16 protein-coding genes and 2 pseudogenes are annotated in these 20,408 nt (G+C 63.5%); 12 read left to right on the forward strand and 6 right to left on the reverse strand.

The window, feature by feature from the left end; all coding sequences use genetic code 11:
* Positions 1-41 precede the first annotated feature (41 nt).
* Both OEG79_RS12995 and OEG79_RS13000 read left to right on the forward strand, forming a co-directional pair.
* A complete protein-coding gene (locus OEG79_RS12995) occupies positions 42-2,192 on the forward strand; it encodes a type I secretion system permease/ATPase (protein ID WP_264145418.1) in 2,151 nt (716 codons plus the stop codon).
* Positions 2,193-2,202: 10 nt separating this feature from the next.
* A complete protein-coding gene (locus OEG79_RS13000; protein WP_264145419.1) occupies positions 2,203-3,561 on the forward strand; it encodes an HlyD family type I secretion periplasmic adaptor subunit in 1,359 nt (452 codons plus the stop codon).
* A 128-nt stretch (positions 3,562-3,689) separates the two neighbouring features.
* On the opposite strand, the gene OEG79_RS13005 is transcribed toward OEG79_RS13000, so the two are convergent.
* From OEG79_RS13005 to OEG79_RS13015, 4 genes and pseudogenes are all read right to left on the reverse strand, one after another.
* Positions 3,690-4,283 carry a tRNA-uridine aminocarboxypropyltransferase gene (locus OEG79_RS13005; protein ID WP_264145420.1) on the reverse strand — a complete coding sequence of 198 codons (594 nt, stop codon included), beginning with the start codon at positions 4,281-4,283 and terminating at the stop codon, positions 3,690-3,692.
* Positions 4,284-4,365: 82 nt separating this feature from the next.
* Positions 4,366-5,349: pseudogene (locus OEG79_RS21310) on the reverse strand (methyl-accepting chemotaxis protein); the annotation flags it as partial.
* A 300-nt stretch (positions 5,350-5,649) separates the two neighbouring features.
* A pseudogene (locus OEG79_RS21315) lies at positions 5,650-5,931 on the reverse strand (PAS domain-containing protein); the annotation flags it as partial.
* Positions 5,932-6,034: 103 nt separating this feature from the next.
* Positions 6,035-6,928 carry a LysR family transcriptional regulator gene (locus tag OEG79_RS13015; RefSeq protein ID WP_264145422.1) on the reverse strand — a complete coding sequence of 298 codons (894 nt, stop codon included), beginning with the start codon at positions 6,926-6,928 and terminating at the stop codon, positions 6,035-6,037.
* Between the two features lie 245 nt (positions 6,929-7,173).
* On the opposite strand from OEG79_RS13015, the gene OEG79_RS13020 reads away from it, so the two are divergent.
* The 9 genes from OEG79_RS13020 to OEG79_RS13060 all read left to right on the forward strand — a co-directional run bounded on the left by OEG79_RS13020 (position 7,174) and on the right by OEG79_RS13060 (position 17,349).
* Complete coding sequence (locus OEG79_RS13020; RefSeq protein ID WP_264145423.1) at positions 7,174-8,016, forward strand: sugar phosphate isomerase/epimerase family protein; 843 nt, start codon at positions 7,174-7,176, stop codon at positions 8,014-8,016.
* Positions 8,017-8,026: 10 nt separating this feature from the next.
* A complete protein-coding gene (locus tag OEG79_RS13025) occupies positions 8,027-9,067 on the forward strand; it encodes an isopenicillin N synthase family dioxygenase (RefSeq protein WP_264145424.1) in 1,041 nt (346 codons plus the stop codon).
* 27 nt (positions 9,068-9,094) lie between these two features.
* Entirely contained in the window at positions 9,095-9,895 is an 801-nt protein-coding gene (locus OEG79_RS13030) for an ABC transporter substrate-binding protein (protein ID WP_264145425.1), read from the forward strand.
* Between the two features lie 58 nt (positions 9,896-9,953).
* Positions 9,954-11,465: an amino acid ABC transporter permease/ATP-binding protein gene (locus OEG79_RS13035; protein WP_264145426.1), complete on the forward strand. Its 1,512-nt coding sequence runs from the start codon at positions 9,954-9,956 to the stop codon at positions 11,463-11,465.
* Between the two features lie 52 nt (positions 11,466-11,517).
* Entirely contained in the window at positions 11,518-12,255 is a 738-nt protein-coding gene (locus tag OEG79_RS13040) for a class II aldolase/adducin family protein (protein ID WP_264145427.1), read from the forward strand.
* A 114-nt stretch (positions 12,256-12,369) separates the two neighbouring features.
* A complete protein-coding gene (gene speB, locus OEG79_RS13045) occupies positions 12,370-13,329 on the forward strand; it encodes an agmatinase (protein ID WP_264145428.1) in 960 nt (319 codons plus the stop codon).
* A gap of 126 nt (positions 13,330-13,455) precedes the next feature.
* The gene (locus OEG79_RS13050) at positions 13,456-15,057 is read left to right on the forward strand and encodes a 5-guanidino-2-oxopentanoate decarboxylase (RefSeq protein WP_264145429.1); all 1,602 of its coding nucleotides are present in this window, start codon (positions 13,456-13,458) and stop codon (positions 15,055-15,057) included.
* Positions 15,058-15,191: 134 nt separating this feature from the next.
* Positions 15,192-16,532, forward strand: a complete 1,341-nt coding sequence (locus OEG79_RS13055; protein WP_264145430.1) for a purine-cytosine permease family protein — start codon at positions 15,192-15,194, stop codon at positions 16,530-16,532.
* Between the two features lie 85 nt (positions 16,533-16,617).
* Positions 16,618-17,349: an MBL fold metallo-hydrolase gene (locus OEG79_RS13060; protein ID WP_264145431.1), complete on the forward strand. Its 732-nt coding sequence runs from the start codon at positions 16,618-16,620 to the stop codon at positions 17,347-17,349.
* Positions 17,350-17,355: 6 nt separating this feature from the next.
* Here the strand turns inward: OEG79_RS13060 and OEG79_RS13065 are convergent, their stop codons facing one another.
* Positions 17,356-17,487, reverse strand: coding sequence for a PA1414 family protein (locus OEG79_RS13065; RefSeq protein ID WP_264145432.1), 132 nt, complete (start codon positions 17,485-17,487; stop codon positions 17,356-17,358).
* Positions 17,488-17,580: 93 nt separating this feature from the next.
* Complete coding sequence (gene aceK, locus OEG79_RS13070) at positions 17,581-19,299, reverse strand: bifunctional isocitrate dehydrogenase kinase/phosphatase (protein ID WP_264145433.1); 1,719 nt, start codon at positions 19,297-19,299, stop codon at positions 17,581-17,583.
* Between the two features lie 176 nt (positions 19,300-19,475).
* Between aceK and OEG79_RS13075 the strand changes: the two genes are divergently transcribed.
* Entirely contained in the window at positions 19,476-20,369 is an 894-nt protein-coding gene (locus tag OEG79_RS13075; protein ID WP_264145434.1) for a DMT family transporter, read from the forward strand.
* The last annotated feature ends 39 nt before the right edge of the window (positions 20,370-20,408 follow it).

Consider the following 20,408-nt stretch of genomic DNA (forward strand, 5'->3'; position numbering starts at 1 on the left):
AGGGCTGAACAGGCTCCGAGGAGTAGTAGAAATTGACCACCATGGAACGACCAGGGCCGGCATGTGATCCACGGCTCAGTCACGACGATCCGCTGTTGGATGGTTTATTGATCCTTTGCCGGCTGCACGGCTGCAGTGCCAGTCGTGGCAGCCTGAGTGCCGGCCTGCCATTGCCGGCGCAGCGTCTGAGCCCCGATCTGCTGCCCCGCGCTGCGGCACGGGCCGGGCTGCAGGGTCGCCTGCTGCAACGCGATCTCGCCAGCATTTCACCGCTCAACCTGCCGGTACTGCTGCTGCTCAAGGATGGCCGCAGCGCCGTGCTGCGCCAGTGGGGAGCCAAACAGCAGGCGCAGATCCTGCCCTGCGAAACCGACGGCGGCGAGCAGTGGGTCAGCCGCGAGCAGCTGTCCGCCGTATACAGCGGCCAGGCCTTCTTCGCGCGCCCACGACACGAGCTGGAAGAAGCCCGGACACCGCTGGTGCCGCGTATCGAAGCCTGGTTCCGCGACACCCTCAAGCTGTCGCGCTGGCTGTACACCGATGCGGTGCTGGCCAGTCTGCTGATCAACCTGCTGGGGCTGATGGTGCCGCTGTTCGTGATGCAGACCTACGACCGCGTGGTACCCAATCAGGCCATCTCGACACTCTGGGTTCTGGCCATCGGCCTGTTCATCGGCACCGGTTTCGAGCTGCTGCTCAAGGTACTGCGCGCACACCTTCTGGATACCGCTGGCAAGAAGACCGATGTGGTGCTTTCGGCGACCCTGTTCGAGCGCATCACCGGCATGTCGATGAAGGCAAGGCCGGCGACCATCGGCGGCTTCGCGCAGAGCATCCACGACTTCCAGGGGCTGCGGGACTTCCTCACCGCCGTGACCCTGACCAGCCTGATCGACCTGCCCTTCTCCCTGTTGATGCTGCTGGTGATCGGCCTGATCGGTGGGCCGCTGGTGGCCATCCCGCTACTGGCCTTCCCCATCACCATCCTTTTCGCCTGGATCATCCAGGTGCGCCTTCGCGACACGGTGCAGAAGAGCCTGCAACTGGGCGCACAACGCCAGGCTCTGCTGATCGAAACGCTTGGCGGACTGGAAATGCTCAAGGTTTGTGGTGCCGAAAGCGAACGTCAGCATCAGTGGGAACAGACCCATGGCGCCCTCACCCGCCTGGATAGCCATGCCAAGTTCCTCGCCTCGCTGGCCACCAACGGCACCCTGTTCCTGCAGCAGTTCGCCGGCATGGCCACCATCGTTTCGGGGGTCTATCTGATCATCGCCGGCAACCTCAGCGTCGGCGCACTGGTTGCGTGTTACATGCTCGGCAGCCGGATTCTCGCACCGCTCGGTCAGATCGCCGGGTTGATCACCCGCTACCAGCAGGCGCGTCTGACCATGACCAGCACCGACGCCCTGATGGCCCTGCCCCAGGAACGCCAGGACAAGCAGCGCCCGCTGGACCGCACGCAACTCAGGGGAGCATTGGAGGTCCGCCAGATCAGCTTCACCTATCCCGGTCAGAGCGCGCCGGCACTGAGCAACGTCAGCCTGCGCCTGGGGGCCGGCGAACGTCTCGGCATCATCGGGCGCAGCGGTTCGGGCAAGAGCACCCTGGCGCGCCTGCTGATGGCCTTCTACAGCGCCGATGAAGGCCAGATCCTGCTGGACAATCTCGACCTGCGTCAGCTCGATGTGGCCGACCTGCGTCACCAGATCGGCTACGTCGCCCACGACCTGCCGCTGCTGGCCGGCAGCCTGCGCGACAACCTGACCCTGGGGGCACGCTACATCAGCGATGCGCGCATGCTCGAAGTGGCCGAACTGACCGGGGTAGTCGACCTGGCGCGACAACATCCGCAAGGCTTCGACCGCCCGGTGGGCGAGCGTGGTCAGCTGCTGTCCGGGGGCCAGCGCCAGGCCGTGCTGCTGGCCCGCGCGCTGTTGCTCGACCCGCCGATCCTGGTACTCGACGAGCCCACCAGCGCCATGGACAACACCAGCGAAGACCTGCTGCGCCAGCGTCTGCACAGCTGGGTACAGGGCAAGACGCTGATCCTCATCACCCACCGCGCGTCCATGCTCAGTCTGGTCGATCGCCTGGCCGTGCTGGACAACGGCCACGTCGTGGCGGACGGGCCCAAGGACGCCGTCATCGAAGCCTTGCGCAAGGGTCGTGTCGGCCCGGCCAGCCTGTAGGAGCTCCGTCATGCAAGCCATTCAGAGCCTCGGCGGCTATTTCGGTAGCCTGCGCGAGAAACGCCAGGACACCGAGTTCATGCCGGAAGTGGAAGGCGCCATTCTGGAGGATTCGCCCTGGGCGAGCCGCATCACGGTATGGGCCGTCAGCGCCTGCCTGCTCACCGCGCTGGCCTGGGCCCATTTCGCCGTGCTGGAGGAAGTCACCACAGGCGAAGGCAAGGCCATTCCATCGAGCAAGGTACAGGTCATCCAGAACCTCGAAGGCGGCATCGTCAGCGAAATCTTCGTCAGAGAAGGCCAGGTGGTGGACAAGGGCGACACCCTGCTGAGGCTGGATGACACCCGTTTCCTCTCCAATCGTGGGGAAACCGAAGCGGATCGACTGGCGCTGGTGGCCCGCCTGGAAAGACTCGCCGCAGAAGCGGAAGGACGCGAGCCCAGTTTGCCGGCAGAGATCACCCAGGGCGCCCCGCAACTGGCCGAGGATGAACTGGCGCTGTACCGCTCACGGCAACAGCGCCTGCAGAGCGAGCAGCGCACCCTCGGCGAGCAACTGCGGCAGAAAGAGCAGGAACTCGCCGAGTTCCGCTCCAAGGCCCAGCAGTACCGCTCCAGCCTGGGCCTGCTGCAGCAGGAGCTGAACATGTCGCAGCCTCTGGTGGCCTCGGGCGCGATCTCCCAGGTCGAAGTGCTACGCCTGCGCCGCAGCCTGGTGGAGGTGCGCGGCTCGCTGGAGGCGACCAACCTGGCCATTCCCCGTGCCGAAGCGGCGATGAGCGAAATCAGGAGCAAGATGGAGGAGTCCGAGCTGAGCTTTCGCTCCGATGCCTTCAAGGAACTCAACGAGGTACGTACCGAACTGCAGAAGATCACCGCCACCAGTGTCGCCATCGAGGACAAGGTGAGCCGTACCACCGTGACCTCCCCCGTGCGTGGGGTGATCAAGCAGCTCAAGGTCAATACCATCGGCGGCGTGGTGCAGCCGGGCAGCGACATGCTGGAGATCGTGCCGCTGGACGACAGCCTGCTGATCGAAGCCAAGGTACGTCCTCAGGACGTGGCCTTCCTCCATCCGGGGCAGAAAGCCATGGTCAAGTTCACCGCGTACGACTACACCATCTACGGCGGGCTCAAGGCCAATCTGGAGCTGATCAGCGCCGACACCATCACCGACGAGGAAGGCAACAGTTTCTACCTGATCCAGGTGCGCACCGAGAAAAGCCACCTGGGAAGCGAGGAGCATCCGTTGCTGATCATCCCCGGCATGGTCGCCACGGTGGACATCATTACCGGCGAGAAAAGCGTGCTGGACTATCTGCTCAAGCCCGTGCTCAAGGCCCGCTCGGAAGCAATGCGCGAACGTTGAACACCTGCCGTGCACGCTGCGTAGCCCGGATGAAATCCGGGATTGATGGTCGAGACGCAGAACCTCCCCGGATTGCATCCGGGCTACGTGGCCGAAGCGATACCGTAGGGTACGTGGTGTGTACCTCCTTAGCGCTGGTGATTGCGGATAAAGACCTCTTCTCCCATCGCCGCGATCTGCCCTTCGATCAACGCGTCGAAGGGCCGCAGCAGCGCCTCGAACACCTGCGGAGCCTCCAGCACATCCAGCGCGGCAACGATCGCCTCGATGGTCGACAGCGCCCCCTCTTCCGGCGCCTTGCGCAGACGGTAGCGCGACGGGGCCACGGCTCCCAGGCTCACGCGCGGCAACGCCGCCAGGAGCGGGTTGAGATGCAGTAGCTTGCGCGCCTTGCGCCAGGTGCCGTCGGGCACGACCAATAGCAGCGGTTTCTCCATGGGCGCGTAGCCTGTCAGGGCCACAGCCTCATCGCCGGGAAACAGCAGGCAGGCGCGATAATCAGACTGCGCGAGCAGTTGCGGTAAATCATCGAATACCTCACCGACGCGCAGCTCCGCGTTGCGCAAGCCAAGCGCAGCCAGGCGAGCGGTATTGAGGGCATGGCCGACTTCGCTCGGGTGCTGCAGGATGAGCACACGAGTATGACTATCAAGGTTGGGAATCAGCGGGCAGAGGCAGTGGCCAAGCGGGCGCTGGCAGCGGGAGCAGGTCGGACGAGGCATGCCGCGCAGTGTGCCAGAACGGCTCGAACTCGCGTAGCCCGGCTGCAATCCGGGAACCCCCAGACTGCATCCGGCTTCAGAGTCAGCGGTTGAAGCGCTCCGCCAGACTGTGCAGGTAATCGGCCATTTCCTCCAGCTCGCGGCTGATGGCCGCGCCCTGATGCGCCTGCCCGGCACTGTGATCGGAAAGCTGAGCGATACGAGTGATCTGCCGGCTGATGTCCTCGGCCACGTGGCTCTGCTCTTCGGAAGCCGCAGCCATCTGCTGACTCATACTGGTGATACGCGTCACTGCAGAGCTGATGCCCTCCAGCGCATCGCGTACCGACTCCACGCTTTGCACGCTGCCACGGGAAATGTCCTCGCCCTTGCCGGCCGTCAATACCGCACGCTCGGCCCCGGCACGCAGCTCGGAAATGATCTGATGGATCTGCTCGGTGGACTGACGGGTGCGCGACGCCAGCGAGCGCACCTCGTCGGCCACCACCGCGAAGCCTCGGCCCTGCTCACCGGCGCGCGCCGCCTCGATGGCTGCGTTGAGCGCCAGCAGGTTGGTCTGTTCGGCAATCGAAGTGATCACATCGGCAACGCTGCCGATCGACTGGGTGGAGTTGGCCAGCTCATTGACCGCCTGGCCGATATCACTCACGGCGGTGGCCATCTCCCGCATGGAGTCGAGGCTGCCGACGGCGAGATCACGCCCTTCGCGCGCCAGGCGATCGGCCTCCTCGGCAGCATGCGAGGTGTTCTGCACGTTGTGCGAAACCTCCTGAATGGTTGCCGCCATCTGGTTGATGGCCGTCGCCGACTGGTCGGTTTCCATACGCTGCTGGTCGAGCATCTGTGCCCCGGAGCGCGAAAACTCGGCAGCCTGAGTAGCGCGTTTCTTGACGTTCTCGCCGGCATCTTCCAGCCGCGTCAGCGCCGTCTGCAGGCGCGCCTCTTCGCTGATCATCGCCATGTCGAGCAACGCCTGGGCGCCGCGATTGTCGCTGTAGGTCAACGCCACCAGGCCACTGGTGAAGGCTTTCGGGTGATCGGCCAGGGTGCGACGGATGAGCTGGCGAGTGCGGTAAAGCTGATAGGAGCCGAGGGCGAAAAGCGTCAGCAGGGTGAACACCGTCAGTGGCCAGCCGGAGATCAGCCAATGCGCCGAGACGATCAGCAAAGACGCAGCAATCAACGGCCAGGAACGCACCAGATCGTAAGTCCAGTACTCATACTTCGGCACTGGCGGCTTGCCGGCACGCAGACGCGCATACAGCGCTTCGGCACGACGTTTCTGAGCCTCCGAGGGCAATGAGCGCACCGACTCGTATCCCGCGATCCGGCCATTCTCGTAGATCGGCGTGACGTAGGCGCTGACCCAGTAGAAGTCGCCATTCTTCGAGCGATTCTTGACGATGCCCATCCACGGCTTTCCCTGTTTGATCGTCTCCCACATATGAGCGAACACCGCCGACGGCATGTCCGGATGCCGCACGAGGTTGTGCGGCTGGCCGACCAGTTCCTCGCGCGTGAAACCGCTGATCTCGACGAATGCATCGTTGCAGTAGGTGATCTTGCTGTTGAGGTCAGTGGTGGAAATCAGGCGGTCTTCTGCCGGAAAGGTTCTTTCTCGCTGAGTCACGGGCAAGTTCTGGCGCATCGAGTCGTCCCTGTTGGTATCGGAATGGAGGCAGGCGTATTAAGTACTAGCACACGCCCGGGCCTTGGGCTGTCAGCCCTTTCAACAGAAAGGCGACCCTGTTTCAGGTCTGATTGAGCTGTGCCTTGAGCAAATCGCGAAAAGTTTGAATCAGCGGCTCACGAGCACGTCCACGACGCAGGATCAGAGAGAACGGCGCCTGGTAGCCGAAAGTGGTGGGCAGCAGCACCTTGAGACGCTTCTGCTCCACCCAGGGTTGAGCATAGTGCTCCGGCAGGTAGCCGATGTAGGCGCCGGACAGCACCAGGATCAGTTGGGCCTCCATCGACTCGACCGTAGCAGCACTGTGTTTGAACCCATGCCTCGCCAACTCGGCCTGGCTCCAGTAACCGCGCCCGACCATGCGCTGCTGAGCGATTAATTCCTCGGGAATACGCAGCTGTTCGAACAGTGGGTGGCGTTCGCTGCAATAGAGCCAGTGTTGCTCACGATACAGCGGTTGATAGACCAGACCGTTCATGCGCGTGAAGAACGCACCAATGGAGAGATCCAGACGGTTGTCGAGCACGGCCAGTTGCAGCTCGTAGGGACTCATGACCGACAGGTGCATGTGCACGCCCGAGTGCTCCTGACTGTAGGCGCCAATCACCTCGGCCAGCGGGAGCGCTGGATCACTGACGATGGAGTCCAGCACACCGAGTTTGAGCGTACCGCGCAGCTCCCCCTTGAGCGCGGCGGCATAACGCTCGAAGCCCTCCAGCTCACCAAGCAGGCGCAGGGTTTCCTGATAGAACAGCTCCCCCTTGCTGGTCAGGCTGAAACCGCCGCGCCCTCGATGACACAGCACAATACCCAACTGGCTCTCCAACTGACTCATGTACGTGCTGACAGCCGAGGTGGAGAGATTGAGCTCCTGCTGCGCCGCAGCGAAGCCCTGGTGGCGTACCACTGCGGCAAAGATCCTCAGAAGTTTCAGATCGGGTAAAGCAAAGGACATCACAGCGCCCAACTCATGACGGGGTCTTCAGTTTAACGTGCCAGGCTGCCTGTCAGAATCTCAAAGCCCACATCCATAGTTTATGAAAATCTGAACTAATTATTTGTTCATGAATATTTATTCCAGCCACTCGTCAAGCAAACATGCAGCCATAACTAGGCGCCGACTTGATTCGGATGCCATCGGGCCATACACGGGCCCCTTGAAAATCTGCCGCAGACCCTCGCTTCCTTCGGGAGTTGGTAATGCGACTGGAATTATTCCGCACTCTTTGGGGCTACCGTGCCCCCTGGCAGCAGGCAATTGACGAACTGCTCGCCGCTGGCTTCGATGGCCTGGAAGCCCGCATCCCCGAAACAGCTTCGCAACGCAGTGCCAATGCTCGACTGCTACGCGAACTCAACGTCCCCTACATCGCCACGCTGTTCACCTCGACCCCGGTACTGCCGGTACAGAGCGACACTCCGGACATGCATCTGCAGGACTTGCGCCTGAAGCTGCAATGGGCCGCTGAACTGGAACCGCGCAAGGTCAATATCCTGCCCGGCAATGATCGTTGGTCGCTCAGCGAGCAAGTGGATTTCTTTGGCGCTGCCGCTGAAATCGTTGCCGAGAGCGGCCTGCAAGGCAGCTTCGAGATTCACCGCGGCCGTTCCCTGTATAGCCCGTGGGTCACTCTGGACGTTATCCGCCAGGTACCTCAGTTGCGCTTCACCAGTGACATCAGCCATTGGGTGGTGACCTGTGAGCGCCTGCTCAACGACCCCACCGACGACCTCACGCCCTTCATCGAGCGCGTCGACCACATCCAGTCACGGGTCGGCTACGACCAGGGCCCGCAGGTCCCGCACCCGGGTGCGCCGGAATACGCCGACGCCCTGGCCTTCCACCAGCAGCACTGGGAAGCGATCTGGGCGAGCCAGGAGCGTCGCGGCATGCAGGTAACCACCATGACCCCCGAGTTCGGCCCTGATGGCTACCTGCACCACCTGCCCTTCACCGATGTGCCTATTGCCGACCTGTGGCAGCTGAACCAGTGGATGGGCCGCTGCGAGCGCCAGCATTTCCACCGTTTCACCAGTCGTTGAGAGATTCGTGATGAGTAATAACACCAAGAACTTCACCGAAATCCCGGTGGTCGACATTTCCGGTCTGTTCAGCGCTGAAGAAGCTGATCGCCGCGCTGTGGCCGAGAATCTGGGCAAAGCCGCCCGCGAAGTGGGCTTCCTCTATATCAGCGGTCACGGCATCGAGCAGGAGCTGATCGACGGCCTGCACAAGGCGGCCGAGGACTACTTCGCCCAGGACTTCGAGACCAAGATGAAGCACTACATCGGTGCTTCGGAAAGCCACAAAGGCTATGTCCCGGAAGGCGAAGAGCGCTATTCCAAAGGCAAGCCGGACCGTAAGGAGGCTTTCGATATCGGCTTCGAGGTGCCGCGCGACAACCCGCTGTTTATCGCCAAGACCCCACTGCTCGGCCCGAACCACTGGCCGGAAGTTGCGGGTTTCAAAGAAGCGGTACAGGCGTACTACGCCCGCGTTTATCAACTCGGCCAGGTGCTGTTCCGCGGTTTTGCCCTGGCGCTGGGCGTGCCGGAAAACACCTTCGACGACATGGCCAAGTTCCCGCCGTCGAAGCTGCGCCTGATCCATTACCCCTACGACGGCGACGCCCATGACGCCCCCGGTATCGGCGCCCATACCGACTACGAGTGCTTCACCATCCTGCTGGCCGACAAGCCGGGCCTGGAAGTGATGAACGATCTGGGCGAGTGGATCGATGCACCACCTGTCGAAGGCGCCTTCGTGGTCAACATCGGCGACATGCTGGAAATCATGAGTGGCGGCACCTTCGTGGCCACTTCCCACCGCGTGCGCAAAGTGGCCGAGGAACGTTACTCGTTCCCCTACTTCTATGCCTGCGACTACCACACCCAGATCCGTCCACTGCCGCAGTTCGAGAAAGAAGGCCAGGAGTACGAGGCCATCAGCATCGGCGACCACATGTGGAGCCAGGCGCTGCAGACCTACCAGTACCTCCAGGCCAAGGTCGAGAAAGGCGAGCTGCAACTGCCCGAGCGCGGCACCAAGACCTTCAGCTTTGGCTACCTGAAAAACCAACCCTCGGCTCTGTAAGCCGCCAACCGCAAAGTGAGAACGAAGATGGCACTGAAGACTTTTCTGAAAGTAAGCAGCCTGGCGGCCTGTGTGGTCGCAGGCTTGATGCAAGCGGCCCAGGCCGATGACGTCAAAACCCTGGTCGCCGGCGAGCTGCGCGTGGGCATGGAAGTGTCCTACCCACCGTTTGAGTACTACGAAGGCGACAAAGTCGTTGGTTTCGATCCGGACGTTTCGACCGAGCTGGCCAAGCGTTTGGGCCTGAAGATGAGCGTGCACGACACCCGCTTCCCCAACCTGATTCTGGGTCTGAACGCGGGCCGCTTCGACACCATCATCTCCGGCATGTACATCCTGCCGGAGCGTTTGGAGCAGGCCGATGCCATCCCGTACGCCGCCACCGGCGCTGCGATCATGGTCAAGAGCGATTCCGATGTACGCCCTGCAACCGCTGAAGAGCTGTGCGGCCTGCCGGTTGGCATGCAGCAAGGCACCTCGTGGATCAAGAAACTCAACGACCTGTCGGCTGAGTACTGCGTGCCTAACGGCAAGGCGCCGATCAAGGTCAACGAGTACCCGACCACCTCCGAAGCCTCTCAGGCGCTGCTGTCGGGCCACATCAAGGCACATCTGGAAATCGACGCGGCGTCCAAGCTGATCGTCGAAAAATCCCGCGGCCGCCTGGCCATCAGCTCCACCTCTTCGGTTTACCCGCAAGTACTGGGTATCTACGTGAAGAAAGGCAACAAGCAACTGCTCGACGCGCTGAAAAAAGCCCTGAACGAGTTCAAGGCCAGCGGCGACTACGCCGAGTTGCTCAAGCAATACAACCTGGAAGAAGCCTGATTCTCAGGTGTCACGGTGACCAGGGAAGGTCACCGCAGTCAGCTACGAGGTGACGCGCATGCAATTTGAATGGAGCTACTTTTTCTCCCTGTTTTCCCTGCCGGCGTTCTGGTCTGCGAGCTGGACCGTGGTCAAGCTCAGCGCCCTGGCCTGGATTATCGGCCTGATCCTGGGCTTTGGCCTGGCCAGTGCAAAACAGGCACAAAGTCGCTGGTACAGCGCCCCGGCCTCGGTCTACATCTGGTTCTTCCGCAGCGTGCCGCTGCTGGTACTGCTGATCTTTGTCTACAACCTGCCGCAGCTGATGCCCAGCAGTGGCCCGATTCTCTCCAACCCCTTCTATGCCGGTCTGCTGGCCCTGGTACTGACCGAAGCGGCCTACATGGCCGAAATCCACCGCGGCGGCCTGATTTCGGTCGCCAAGGGGCAACGCGAAGCGGCCCGCGCCCTGGGCATCAGCACACTGGGAGCGCAACGTCTGATCGTCATTCCGCAGGCTTTCCGCATCGCTTTGCCGACCCTGACCAACGAATACGTCACCATCGTCAAGCTCACCTCGCTGGTATCGGTCATCGCCCTGACCGAGTTGTTGATGGTCGGCCAGCGCCTGTACGCGCAAAACTTTCTGGTTCTGGAAACCCTGGGCGCAGTGGCCATCTACTACGTGATGATCGTCAGCCTGTTCGGCTGGGGCCTTCAGTACCTGGAACGCTACCTGGACCTGACCCGTCGCAAACCGGAAACACTGAGCGACACGCACGTCAGCCAAGTCCGCCAGAACCTGCCCGCTGTTGGCGGCGGCGCCGTCAGCAATAACCGCGCCGGCTCACCAGCAGCCCTGCGCCTGAGCAACATTCACAAGCGCTACGGCAGCCACCATGTACTCAAGGGCATCGACCTGAGCGTGGCCAGCGGTGAAGTGATCTCGATCATCGGCCCGTCCGGCTCCGGCAAGACCTCGCTGATCCGCACCGTCAACGGACTTGAAAGCATTGATGATGGAGAGATCGTGCTGTTCGGCGAGGACTTCATCAAGGCCGCCGGCCGTTCCGACGACCGCCGCGTGCGCGATGGCGTGCGCCGCATCGGCATGGTGTTCCAGAACTTCAACCTGTTCCCGCACCGCACCATCGCCGACAACGTCATGCTGGCCCCCCTGTACCACGGCCTGGCAGATCGTCAGACCCTGCGCCAGCAGGCCCTGGCCCTGCTCGACAAGGTCGGTCTGCTGGCCCATGCCGACAAGTACCCGCACCAGCTCTCCGGAGGTCAGCAGCAACGCGTGGCCATCGCCCGCGCCCTGGCCATGAAGCCCGACATCATGCTGTTCGACGAGCCCACCTCGGCGCTCGACCCCGAGCTGGTCGGCGACGTGCTGGCGGTGATCCGCGACCTGGCCGCCGAAGGCATGACCATGCTGATCGTGACCCACGAGATGGACTTCGCCATGTCGATCTCAGATCGCGTGGTGTTCATGGAAGGCGGCCATGTGCAGTTAGACGCCTCACCGCAGGAAATCCGCGACGGCGATCACGAGCGCGTACGCCGCTTCATCGGCCTGGCCCACTAAGTAGCTCCGGCAGGGCCTGCGCCTTGCCGCTTTGTCAGCCAAGGAATCTCTCATGAGCAGCACCGCTATAAGCGAAGAACTGCAACTGCGCCGTGATCTGGCCGCCGCCTACCGTCTGGCCGCCCTGTTCGGCTGGGACGACACCCTCTACACCCACTTCTCCGTGCGCCTGCCCGGCGACGGCGAACCACGCTTTCTGATCAATCCGTTCGGCCTGTTCTTCGAGGAAATCCGCGCCAGCGACCTGATCGTGGTCGACATGCACGGCAAGGTGGTCGAGGGCAACGCCGACTACAACGTCGCCGGCTTCACCATCCACAGCGCCGTGCACATGGCCCGTGACGACGCCCACTGCGTGATCCACACCCACACGCTGCCGGGCATGGCGGTTGCCGCGTCAGACAATGGCTTGCTGCAGCTCAATCAGATCAGCACCGAATTCTACAACCGCCTGGGTTACCACGATTACGAAGGCGTGGCCCTGGACCTGGACGAACGCCAGCGCATCCAGGCCTCGCTGGGCAACAACATCGCCCTGATGCTGCGACACCACGGCCTGCTCAGCGTCGGCGCGACCGTCGCCGATGCCTTCTACGTCATGTACTACCTCAACCGCGCCTGCGAGATACAGCTGGCCGCCACCTCGACCAACCTGCGCTACAGCGAGATCGCCCCGCACCTGAGCCAGCACGCCTGCGAGCAGCTGCAGGGCGCCGAATGGCAGCGCCAGCTGCTGTGGCAGGCCTGGCTGCGCCGTCTGGAGCGCATCGCCCCGGACTACAAGGACTGACACCCGCCGGCATTACTTCAGGCTTGCCTGAACTGAATATTTGCCCACACCGATTTGCCACATCCCCTGGCTGGAGAAGAATCCGGCCGTAACCCGAAACAACTGAGGCACCCCATGGAAAAGCAACTTCACCAGCCGCTGGGCGGCAACGAGATGCCACGCTTCGGTGGCATCGCCACCATGATGCGCCTGCCGCACATCCAGTCGGTTGAAGAGAAGCGCGAACTCGACGTGGCCTTCGTCGGCGTCCCCCTCGACATCGGCACCTCGCTGCGTTCCGGCACCCGCTTCGGCCCGCGCGAGATCCGCGCCCAATCGGTGATGATCCGTCCCTACAACATGGCCACCGGCGCTGCGCCGTTCGACTCGCTGAACGTCGCCGACATCGGTGACGTGGCGATCAACACCTTCAACCTGCTCGACGCCGTGCGCATCATCGAAGAGGCCTACGACGAGATCACCGAGCTGGGCATCAAGCCGCTGACCCTGGGCGGCGACCACACCATCACCCTGCCGATCCTGCGCGCCCTGAGCAAGAAGTACGGCAAGATCGGCCTGGTCCACATCGACGCCCATGCCGACGTCAACGACCACATGTTCGGCGAGAAGATCGCCCACGGCACCACCTTCCGCCGCGCCCTCGAAGAAGGCCTGCTGGACCCGGACCGCGTGGTGCAGATCGGTCTGCGCGCCCAGGGCTACACCGCCGAGGACTTCAACTGGAGCCGCAACCAGGGCTTCCGCGTGGTCCAGGCCGAAGAGTGCTGGCACAAGTCGCTGGAGCCGCTGATGGCCGAAGTGCGCGAGAAGGTCGGCGGCGGCCCGGTGTACCTGTCCTTCGACATCGACGGCATCGACCCGGCCTGGGCCCCGGGCACCGGCACCCCGGAAATCGGCGGCCTGACCACCATCCAGGGCATGGAGATCATCCGTGGCTGCGAAGGCCTGGACCTGGTCGGCGGCGACCTGGTGGAGGTCTCCCCGCCCTACGACACCACCGGCAACACCTCGCTGCTGGGCGCCAACCTGCTGTACGAAATGCTCTGCGTCATGCCGGGCGTGGTTAAGCGCTGATTGTCCCTGGCCCTGGGGGGCTGCTCCACGCAGCGGCCTCCAGGGCCGACGAAACACTCCAAGAACACTGTGCAGGCGCGGCAAAAACGCAGTCGCGCCTGCCCTGGCCACCCGAAGGAAGCGACCATGACCACCTGCGGTGAATTCCTCGTCAAGCAACTGCAAGCCTGGGGCGTCGACACCGTATTCGGCATCCCCGGCGTGCACACCGTGGAGCTGTACCGCGGCCTGCCCGGCAGCGGCATCCGACATATCACCCCGCGCCACGAGCAGGGCGCCGGCTTCATGGCCGACGGCTATGCACGGGTGAGCGGTAAACCGGGGGTGTGCTTCATTATCACCGGCCCGGGTATGACCAACATCCTCACCGCCATGGGCCAGGCCTACGCCGATTCCATTCCCATGCTGGTGATCTCCAGCGTCAACGAGCGCGCCCGCCTGGGCCAGGGCAACGGCCATCTGCACGAGCTGCCCAACCAGCGCGCGATGGTCGCCGGCGTGTCCGCCTTCAGCCACACCCTGATGAGTGTGGAGGAGCTGCCGGCGGTGCTCGCCCGCGCCTTCGCCGTGTTCGAAGGCGAGCGGCCGCGACCGGTGCATATCGAGCTGCCGCTGGACATCATCACCGCCCCGGCCGGGCACATGCAGGTGCAGCCGCGCGTGCAGCTGGCCCGGCCGGCGCCGGCGCGCTCGCCGCTGCACGAGGCCGCCGCCAAGCTGGCCAAGGCGCAGAAGCCGCTGCTGCTACTCGGTGGCGGCTGCGTGTCCGCCCAGGCCGAGGCCCGCGCCCTGGCTACCGCGCTGGACGCACCGACCGCGCTGACCATCAATGCCAAGGGCCTGCTGCAGCCGGACCACCCGCTGCTGATCGGCAGCAACCAGTCGCTGCGCCCGGTGCGTGAGCTGGCGCTGGAGGCCGACGTGGTGCTGGCCATCGGCACCGAGCTGGGCGAGACCGACTACGACGTGGTGTTCGATGGTGACTTCCGCATCGGCGGCGAGTTGATCCGCGTCGACATCGACCCGCAACAGCTGATGCGCAACTTCGCGCCGAACATCGCCATCCAGGCCGACGCCCGCACCAGCATGCGCGCGCTGCTGGAGCTGCTGCCGCCCCGCGCGAGCGATCCCGCCAGCCCCGGCGCGCAGCGCGCGGCCAAAGTACGCGCGCAGCTGGCCAAGGATCTCGCCGGCTGGGCGCACTACCGCGCGTTGTTCGACACGCTGCTGGAGGCGCTGCCACAGGCGCGCTTCGTCGGCGATTCGACGCAGACCGTATACAGCGGTAACCACCTGGTGGAACTGGACGGCGCGCGGCGCTGGTTCAATGCCTCCACCGGCTATGGCACGCTCGGCTACGGTCTGCCGGCAGCCATCGGCGCCAGGCTGGCCGAGCCGACGCGACCGGTCATCAGCCTGATGGGCGACGGCGGCATCCAGTTCACCATCGCCGAGCTGGCCAGCGCGGTGGAAGCGCGGGTCGGTATAATCGTGCTGCTGTGGAACAACGCAGGTTATGGCGAAATCAAGCGCTACATGCAGCGCCGCGATATCGAGCCCATCGGCGTCGACATCTACACCCCGGACCTGCTGGCCATCGCCCGTGGTTTTGGCTGCGCCGCCGAGCGTGCACGCGACCATGCGCATCTGGCCGAACTGCTGCGCAGCGCGCCCGAAGACCGCCCTCTGATCATCGAAGTGCAGGAGGCCGCGCCCTTTCACCCCTGAACCATGGTCCGGCTGAAAGCCGGCCAATGCCGGGCCCGGATTGCACCCGGGCCACGGCCATAACCACAAGATAAAAGCTGTACCACTGACTGCCGCTCACCAATACCAACAATCAAGCATCCGGGAGTCGCTTCATGCTCAAGAATCTCAGCCAGTACTTCGGCCAGGACGGTCTGGCCCCGACCGACAAGAACCATCGCAGTCTCGGCCTCGGCGGCACCACCGCCCTGTGGCTGGGCGCCAACGTGGTGGTCACCACCATCCTCACCGGCATGCTGCTGGTGCCGGATCTGAAATTCACTCAGGCCATGCTCATCGTCCTGATCGGCTCCGGCATCGGCATTCTGCCGCTGGTGCTGGTCGGCCTGATGGGTCAGCGCAGCGGTCTGACCACCATGGTGCTGGCACGCGGCAGCTATGGCTCGCGCGGCGCCAAGCTGCCATCGCTGGTCAACCTGATGACCCTGCTGGCCTGGAGCTGGATTCAGGCACTGCTGGCCGGCATGAGCCTGAACTACGCGGTGGAGCACCTGACCGGCTACTCCAATCTGCCGCTGTTCACCATCCTCTGCGAGACCCTGGTGCTGCTGATCGCCCTGCGCGGCCACCTGGGCATCGAGCAGGTCGAGCGCTGGGCCGCGATCGGCATGCTTCTGCTGGCCGGCGCGGTGTTCTACGTGATGGGACAGAAGTTCGAGTTCGCCAGCCTCCTGGCCATGCCCACCGAGCCACGTAACGAGATCACCCCCGGTATCGCCTTCGATATCGTCATCGCCACCGCGTTTTCCTGGATTCCGCTGGCAGCCGACTACAATCGCAACTGCCGCAACCAGGGCGTGGCGGCTGTTGGCACCTGGGTCGGTTATGTCGCCGCCACCCTGCTGGCCATGGGCCTGGGCGCCACGGTGTCGGGCTTCTCGGTGCTCACCGGCATGGAGCAGACCTACGATCCGGCAGTGCTTCTGGCAGGTTTCGGCTTCGGTCTGCCGGCGGCCATCGTGGTGTTCCTCTCGGTGATGACCACTAACGTCATGTGCGTCTACAGCGCCTCGCTGTCTTACCTCAACATCAGTCCGAAAACCCCGTTCTGGAAGCCTGCGCTGTGTATCGGCGTGCTCTCGATCCTGGGCTCGCAGATTCCCGGCATCCTCGACAACTTCCAGAATTTCCTGCTGGTGATCGGCAGCGTGTTCATTCCGGCCTTCGCCGTGCTGATCGCCGACTACTTCCTGATCCACAAGGGCCAGTACGCCGTAGACGAGCTGCTCAGCGAGGACGGTGGCCGCTATCGCTACCTCAATGGTTTCAACCCGGCCGCCTTCGTCGCCTACGCGCTGGGTGCGGTGCTGGCCTACTACTGGGGCTGGGTCTCGCCGCTGGCCTGGGGCGCATCGCTGCCGGTGTTCCTGCTTACTGCCACCAGCTATGCGGTGCTGCGTCGCTGGGTGCTGGTGCCACGGGCGCAGCTGGCGTAGCGTGATCACAACCGCGTTGCCCCGCCCTGCTGGTCATACCAACCTGTAGGGCGGGTGCAACCCGCCAACGAGGCAAGTTCCAGTGATGAAGATCGTCAGCCGTGACCGCTGGTTCGAGGTGCAGCACCGCCACGACGGTATCAGCCTGATCCACGAGCCCTACATACGCCCTTTCTACCGCTGCAACATGTGGCATGTGCAGGGACGCGGGCATGACGTGCTGATCGACTCCGGTTCCGGGCTGGTCAGTCTGCGCGAGCAATTGCCCTGGATGACCGAAAAACCGCTGCTGGCGGTGGCCAGTCACTGCCACTTCGACCATATCGCCGGGCATCACGAATTCCCCGAGCGTCTGGTGCATCCGGCCGAGGCCGAGATTCTCGCGGCACCGGACGGCGCCAATACCCTGGCTACGGATTTCGTCGGCGACGACATGTTCGAGGCGCACCCGGACTGCCCGCTGTGCTATGCCGAGTATCGGGTACGAGCAGCACCGGCCACGCGCCTGATCGAGGATGGCGATGTACTTGATCTGGGCAATCGGGTTTTGCAGGTGCTGCACACCCCCGGCCATTCACCGGGCGGCATCAGCCTGTGGGAAGAGAAGACGCAGACGCTGTTTTCAGGCGACATCCTCTACGATGGGCCGCTGATCGAGGACGCCTACCATTCGAATCTGGAAGATTACGCGCAAAGCCTCGCGCGTTTGCGCGAACTACCCGTACGCACGGTGCATGGCGGGCATTTCGCGAGTTTCTCGGGGCAGCGGATGCGTGAGCTGATAGACGCCTGGTTCGACGTCCATCGGCTCGTCTGACAGGCTTCAGCGACGCTGACGCGCTTCGCGACGCAGGCGCTGCTGCTCGGCCTCGCTGATACGAATCGGCTGAGGTTGCGGAGTGAGACCGAGGGCCTGCAGTACGGCTTGCAGTTGTTCTTGCAGCTTGGCGAGCATGGATACGACCTCCTGCCAAGTAAACGGAAGAGCCAGCGTAACGGGCTCCCTTATAAGATTAGGCCTGCCCAGGTGGATTTCAACCTGGTCAGGTCAAATCACCGGGCTCTTGCGCCGATAGGGGAACACGTCGATCACCTTGCCAGCACGGATCGCCTCCTGCAATTGTTTCCAGTAATCGGCGTCATACAGATTGCCATGCAACTGGCTGAACAGCCGGCGCTGCCTGATGTCGGCGAACAGGAACGGCGGAAACTCCTCGGGGAACACATCCATCGGCCCCACCGAATACCAGGGCTCGGAACTCATCTCGTCCTCGGGGAAGCGCGGCGGCGGAATGCGCCGGAAATTCACCTCGGTAAGAAAGCAGATCTCGTCGTAGTCGTAGAACACCACGCGGCCATGACGGGTAACGCCGAAGTTCTTCAGCAGCATGTCGCCTGGGAAGATATTCGCGGCTGCCAGTTGCTTGATGGCCAGGCCGTAATCGTCCAGGGCTTCGCGTACCTGCGCCTCGTTGGCACTTTCCAGATAGAGGTTCAGTGGCGTCATGCGCCGCTCGGTCCAGCAGTGGCGCACCAGCACGGTATCGCCCTCCACCACCACGGTCGAAGGCGCCACTTCCAGCAGCTCGGCCAGGCACTCGGGCTCGAACTTGGCCTTGGGGAAACGGAAATCGGCGAACTCCTGGGTATCGGCCATGCGCCCCACGCGGTCGACGCTTTTGACCAGGCGGTACTTCTCGATCACCGTGTTGCGGTCCACCGTCTTGGCGTGGGCGAAGCGGTCCTTGATGATCTTGAACACCGTGTTGAAGCCCGGCAGGGTGAACACGCTCATCACCATGCCGCGCACGCCGGGCGCCATGATGAAGCGGTCATCGGTGCTGGCCAGATGGCCGATCAGCGCCCGGTAGAACTCCGACTTGCCGTGCTTGTAGAAACCGATCGAGGTATACAGCTCGGCGACATGCTTGCCCGGCAGAATGCGCTTGAGGAAGCCGACGAATTCAGCCGGAATGGCCACATCCACCATGAAATAGCTGCGGGTGAAGGAGAAGATGATCGACACCTCCGCCTCGTCGGTGATCGCCGCATCGGCCTGGATACCCAGCCCTTCGCAGTGCAGCAGCGGTAACGCCAGCGGCCACTGCTCCTCGCGGGTGTAGATGCGCCCGATCAGGTAGGCGCCCTTGTTGCGATACAGCACCGAGGAAAACAGCTCGATGCACAGCTCCGGGTCCTTGCATACCCAGTCTGGCAGGCTGGCGCGCAGTTGCTCTTCCAGGCGCTGCAGGTCGCGCGGCAGATCCTCGTAGGGCACGTCGAAACGGTAATCCTCGAAGATCGCCAGCAGCGCCGCGTGCAGCTCGCCGTCCGGGCGATAACTGCGCGTCTGCGCAGCGCTGGGCTGGTTGCGCAGCGATGGCCGGGTGGTGTGGATGAACATGCAGCCGTCACTGATCTGGTCATGGCTGAACAGGCTGCAGAAGATCGAGTTGAACCAGGTTTCCGCCAGCTCGTCGTCGAAGCGCAGGTCGATCAGGGCGATATAGGCGCTCTTGACCAACGGCCACTGGCCCGCGTCCAGCAAGGACTGATCGAAACCGGCGAGCAGACGCTCACGGGTCTGCGCTACCTTCTCTTCGTACAGATTGATCCGCGCCGCCGATGCCTGCTGCGCCTCCTGCCATTGCGCCTGTTCAAAACGTGGGCGGGCGCCGTCGGTGATCTGGCGAAAGTGCTCGCGATAATCGTCGAAGCCGTCGAGGATCTGGCGAGCGATCTCGTCGGCCGGCCATTGTTGCCCCATACATTCATCCCGTTACGCATTGACGTGAGCGGAGCTTAGCTGCAAAGGCGCAGAATATGCACGGCCTGCCCCTGTCGCGGCGAAAGCCTTCGCATATATTCAAAGTGCAATGCAGATTGCCAGAAGCACGCCCAGCGGCAACACTCTCGCCCCCACACCCTGCCGGATGCTTCGCCGTGCGTACCGCCGATCTCCTTCGCCTGCTGCTGCTCGCTGCCATCTGGGGCGCCAGCTTTCTCTTCATGCGTGTTGCCGCGCCGGTTCTCGGCAGCATGCCGACCGCATTTTTCCGCGCCAGCTTCGGCGCGCTGGGGCTGTTCGCCGTGCTTGTGCTGTTGCGCAGCAATTGGGACTTTCGCGGCAAGCTGCGCATATGCCTGGGTCTGGGCGTGATCAATGCCGGGCTGCCTTCGGCGATGTACTGCCTGGCAGCGTTGATCCTGCCGGCCGGGTACTCGGCGATCTTCAACGCCACCACGCCGCTGATGGGCGTGCTGATCGGAGCGCTGTTCTTCCATGAGGGCATCACCCCAAGCAAGGCCGCGGGCGTATTTCTCGGCCTGCTCGGCGTGGCGGTGCTGACCCGCACCGGCCCGGTGGCCTTCGACCTGCAACTGCTGCTGGGCGCCGGCGCCTGCCTGGTGGCCACCACCTGCTACGGCTTCGCAGGTTTTCTCACCCGCCGCTGGATCGGCCAGCAGGGTGGTCTGGACAACCGTCTGACCGCCTTCGCCAGCCTCGCCGGCGCCAGCCTGTTTCTGCTGCCGCTGTTCGTCGGCAGCCTGGCGCTGCAACCACCACCCAGTTGGGGTGGCCTCGATGTGTGGCTGTCGCTGGCCGGCCTGGGGCTGCTCTGCACGGCGTTCGCCTATGTGCTGTATTTCCGCCTGCTGGCCGATATCGGGCCGATCAAGGCCAGCACCACGACCTTTCTTATCCCGCCGTTCGGTGTACTGTGGGGAGCCCTGCTGCTGGGTGAGCCACTGAGCTGGGACTATCTTCCCGGCTGCGTGCTGATCGCCGTGGCACTCTGGCTGGTGGTCCGACCCGGCGTAGCCAAAGCCCAGTAGGCCGGCTGCACGCATGAAAGCCGCGCGAAACCGCGCCAG

Source organism: Pseudomonas sp. Z8(2022), assembly GCF_025837155.1.
In the GTDB taxonomy this organism is placed as follows: domain Bacteria; phylum Pseudomonadota; class Gammaproteobacteria; order Pseudomonadales; family Pseudomonadaceae; genus Aquipseudomonas.

What these genes read in the sequence shown, in the direction of transcription:
- OEG79_RS12995 (WP_264145418.1), top strand. Translation starts at nt 42, where the DNA reads ATGGAACGACCAGGGCCGGCATGTGATCCACGGCTCAGTCACGACGAT.
- OEG79_RS13000 (WP_264145419.1), top strand. Translation starts at nt 2,203, where the DNA reads ATGCAAGCCATTCAGAGCCTCGGCGGCTATTTCGGTAGCCTGCGCGAG.
- OEG79_RS13005 (WP_264145420.1), bottom strand. Translation starts at nt 4,283, where the DNA reads ATGCCTCGTCCGACCTGCTCCCGCTGCCAGCGCCCGCTTGGCCACTGC.
- OEG79_RS13015 (WP_264145422.1), bottom strand. Translation starts at nt 6,928, where the DNA reads ATGTCCTTTGCTTTACCCGATCTGAAACTTCTGAGGATCTTTGCCGCA.
- OEG79_RS13020 (WP_264145423.1), top strand. Translation starts at nt 7,174, where the DNA reads ATGCGACTGGAATTATTCCGCACTCTTTGGGGCTACCGTGCCCCCTGG.
- OEG79_RS13025 (WP_264145424.1), top strand. Translation starts at nt 8,027, where the DNA reads ATGAGTAATAACACCAAGAACTTCACCGAAATCCCGGTGGTCGACATT.
- OEG79_RS13030 (WP_264145425.1), top strand. Translation starts at nt 9,095, where the DNA reads ATGGCACTGAAGACTTTTCTGAAAGTAAGCAGCCTGGCGGCCTGTGTG.
- OEG79_RS13035 (WP_264145426.1), top strand. Translation starts at nt 9,954, where the DNA reads ATGCAATTTGAATGGAGCTACTTTTTCTCCCTGTTTTCCCTGCCGGCG.
- OEG79_RS13040 (WP_264145427.1), top strand. Translation starts at nt 11,518, where the DNA reads ATGAGCAGCACCGCTATAAGCGAAGAACTGCAACTGCGCCGTGATCTG.
- speB (WP_264145428.1), top strand. Translation starts at nt 12,370, where the DNA reads ATGGAAAAGCAACTTCACCAGCCGCTGGGCGGCAACGAGATGCCACGC.
- OEG79_RS13050 (WP_264145429.1), top strand. Translation starts at nt 13,456, where the DNA reads ATGACCACCTGCGGTGAATTCCTCGTCAAGCAACTGCAAGCCTGGGGC.
- OEG79_RS13055 (WP_264145430.1), top strand. Translation starts at nt 15,192, where the DNA reads ATGCTCAAGAATCTCAGCCAGTACTTCGGCCAGGACGGTCTGGCCCCG.
- OEG79_RS13060 (WP_264145431.1), top strand. Translation starts at nt 16,618, where the DNA reads ATGAAGATCGTCAGCCGTGACCGCTGGTTCGAGGTGCAGCACCGCCAC.
- OEG79_RS13065 (WP_264145432.1), bottom strand. Translation starts at nt 17,487, where the DNA reads ATGCTCGCCAAGCTGCAAGAACAACTGCAAGCCGTACTGCAGGCCCTC.
- aceK (WP_264145433.1), bottom strand. Translation starts at nt 19,299, where the DNA reads ATGGGGCAACAATGGCCGGCCGACGAGATCGCTCGCCAGATCCTCGAC.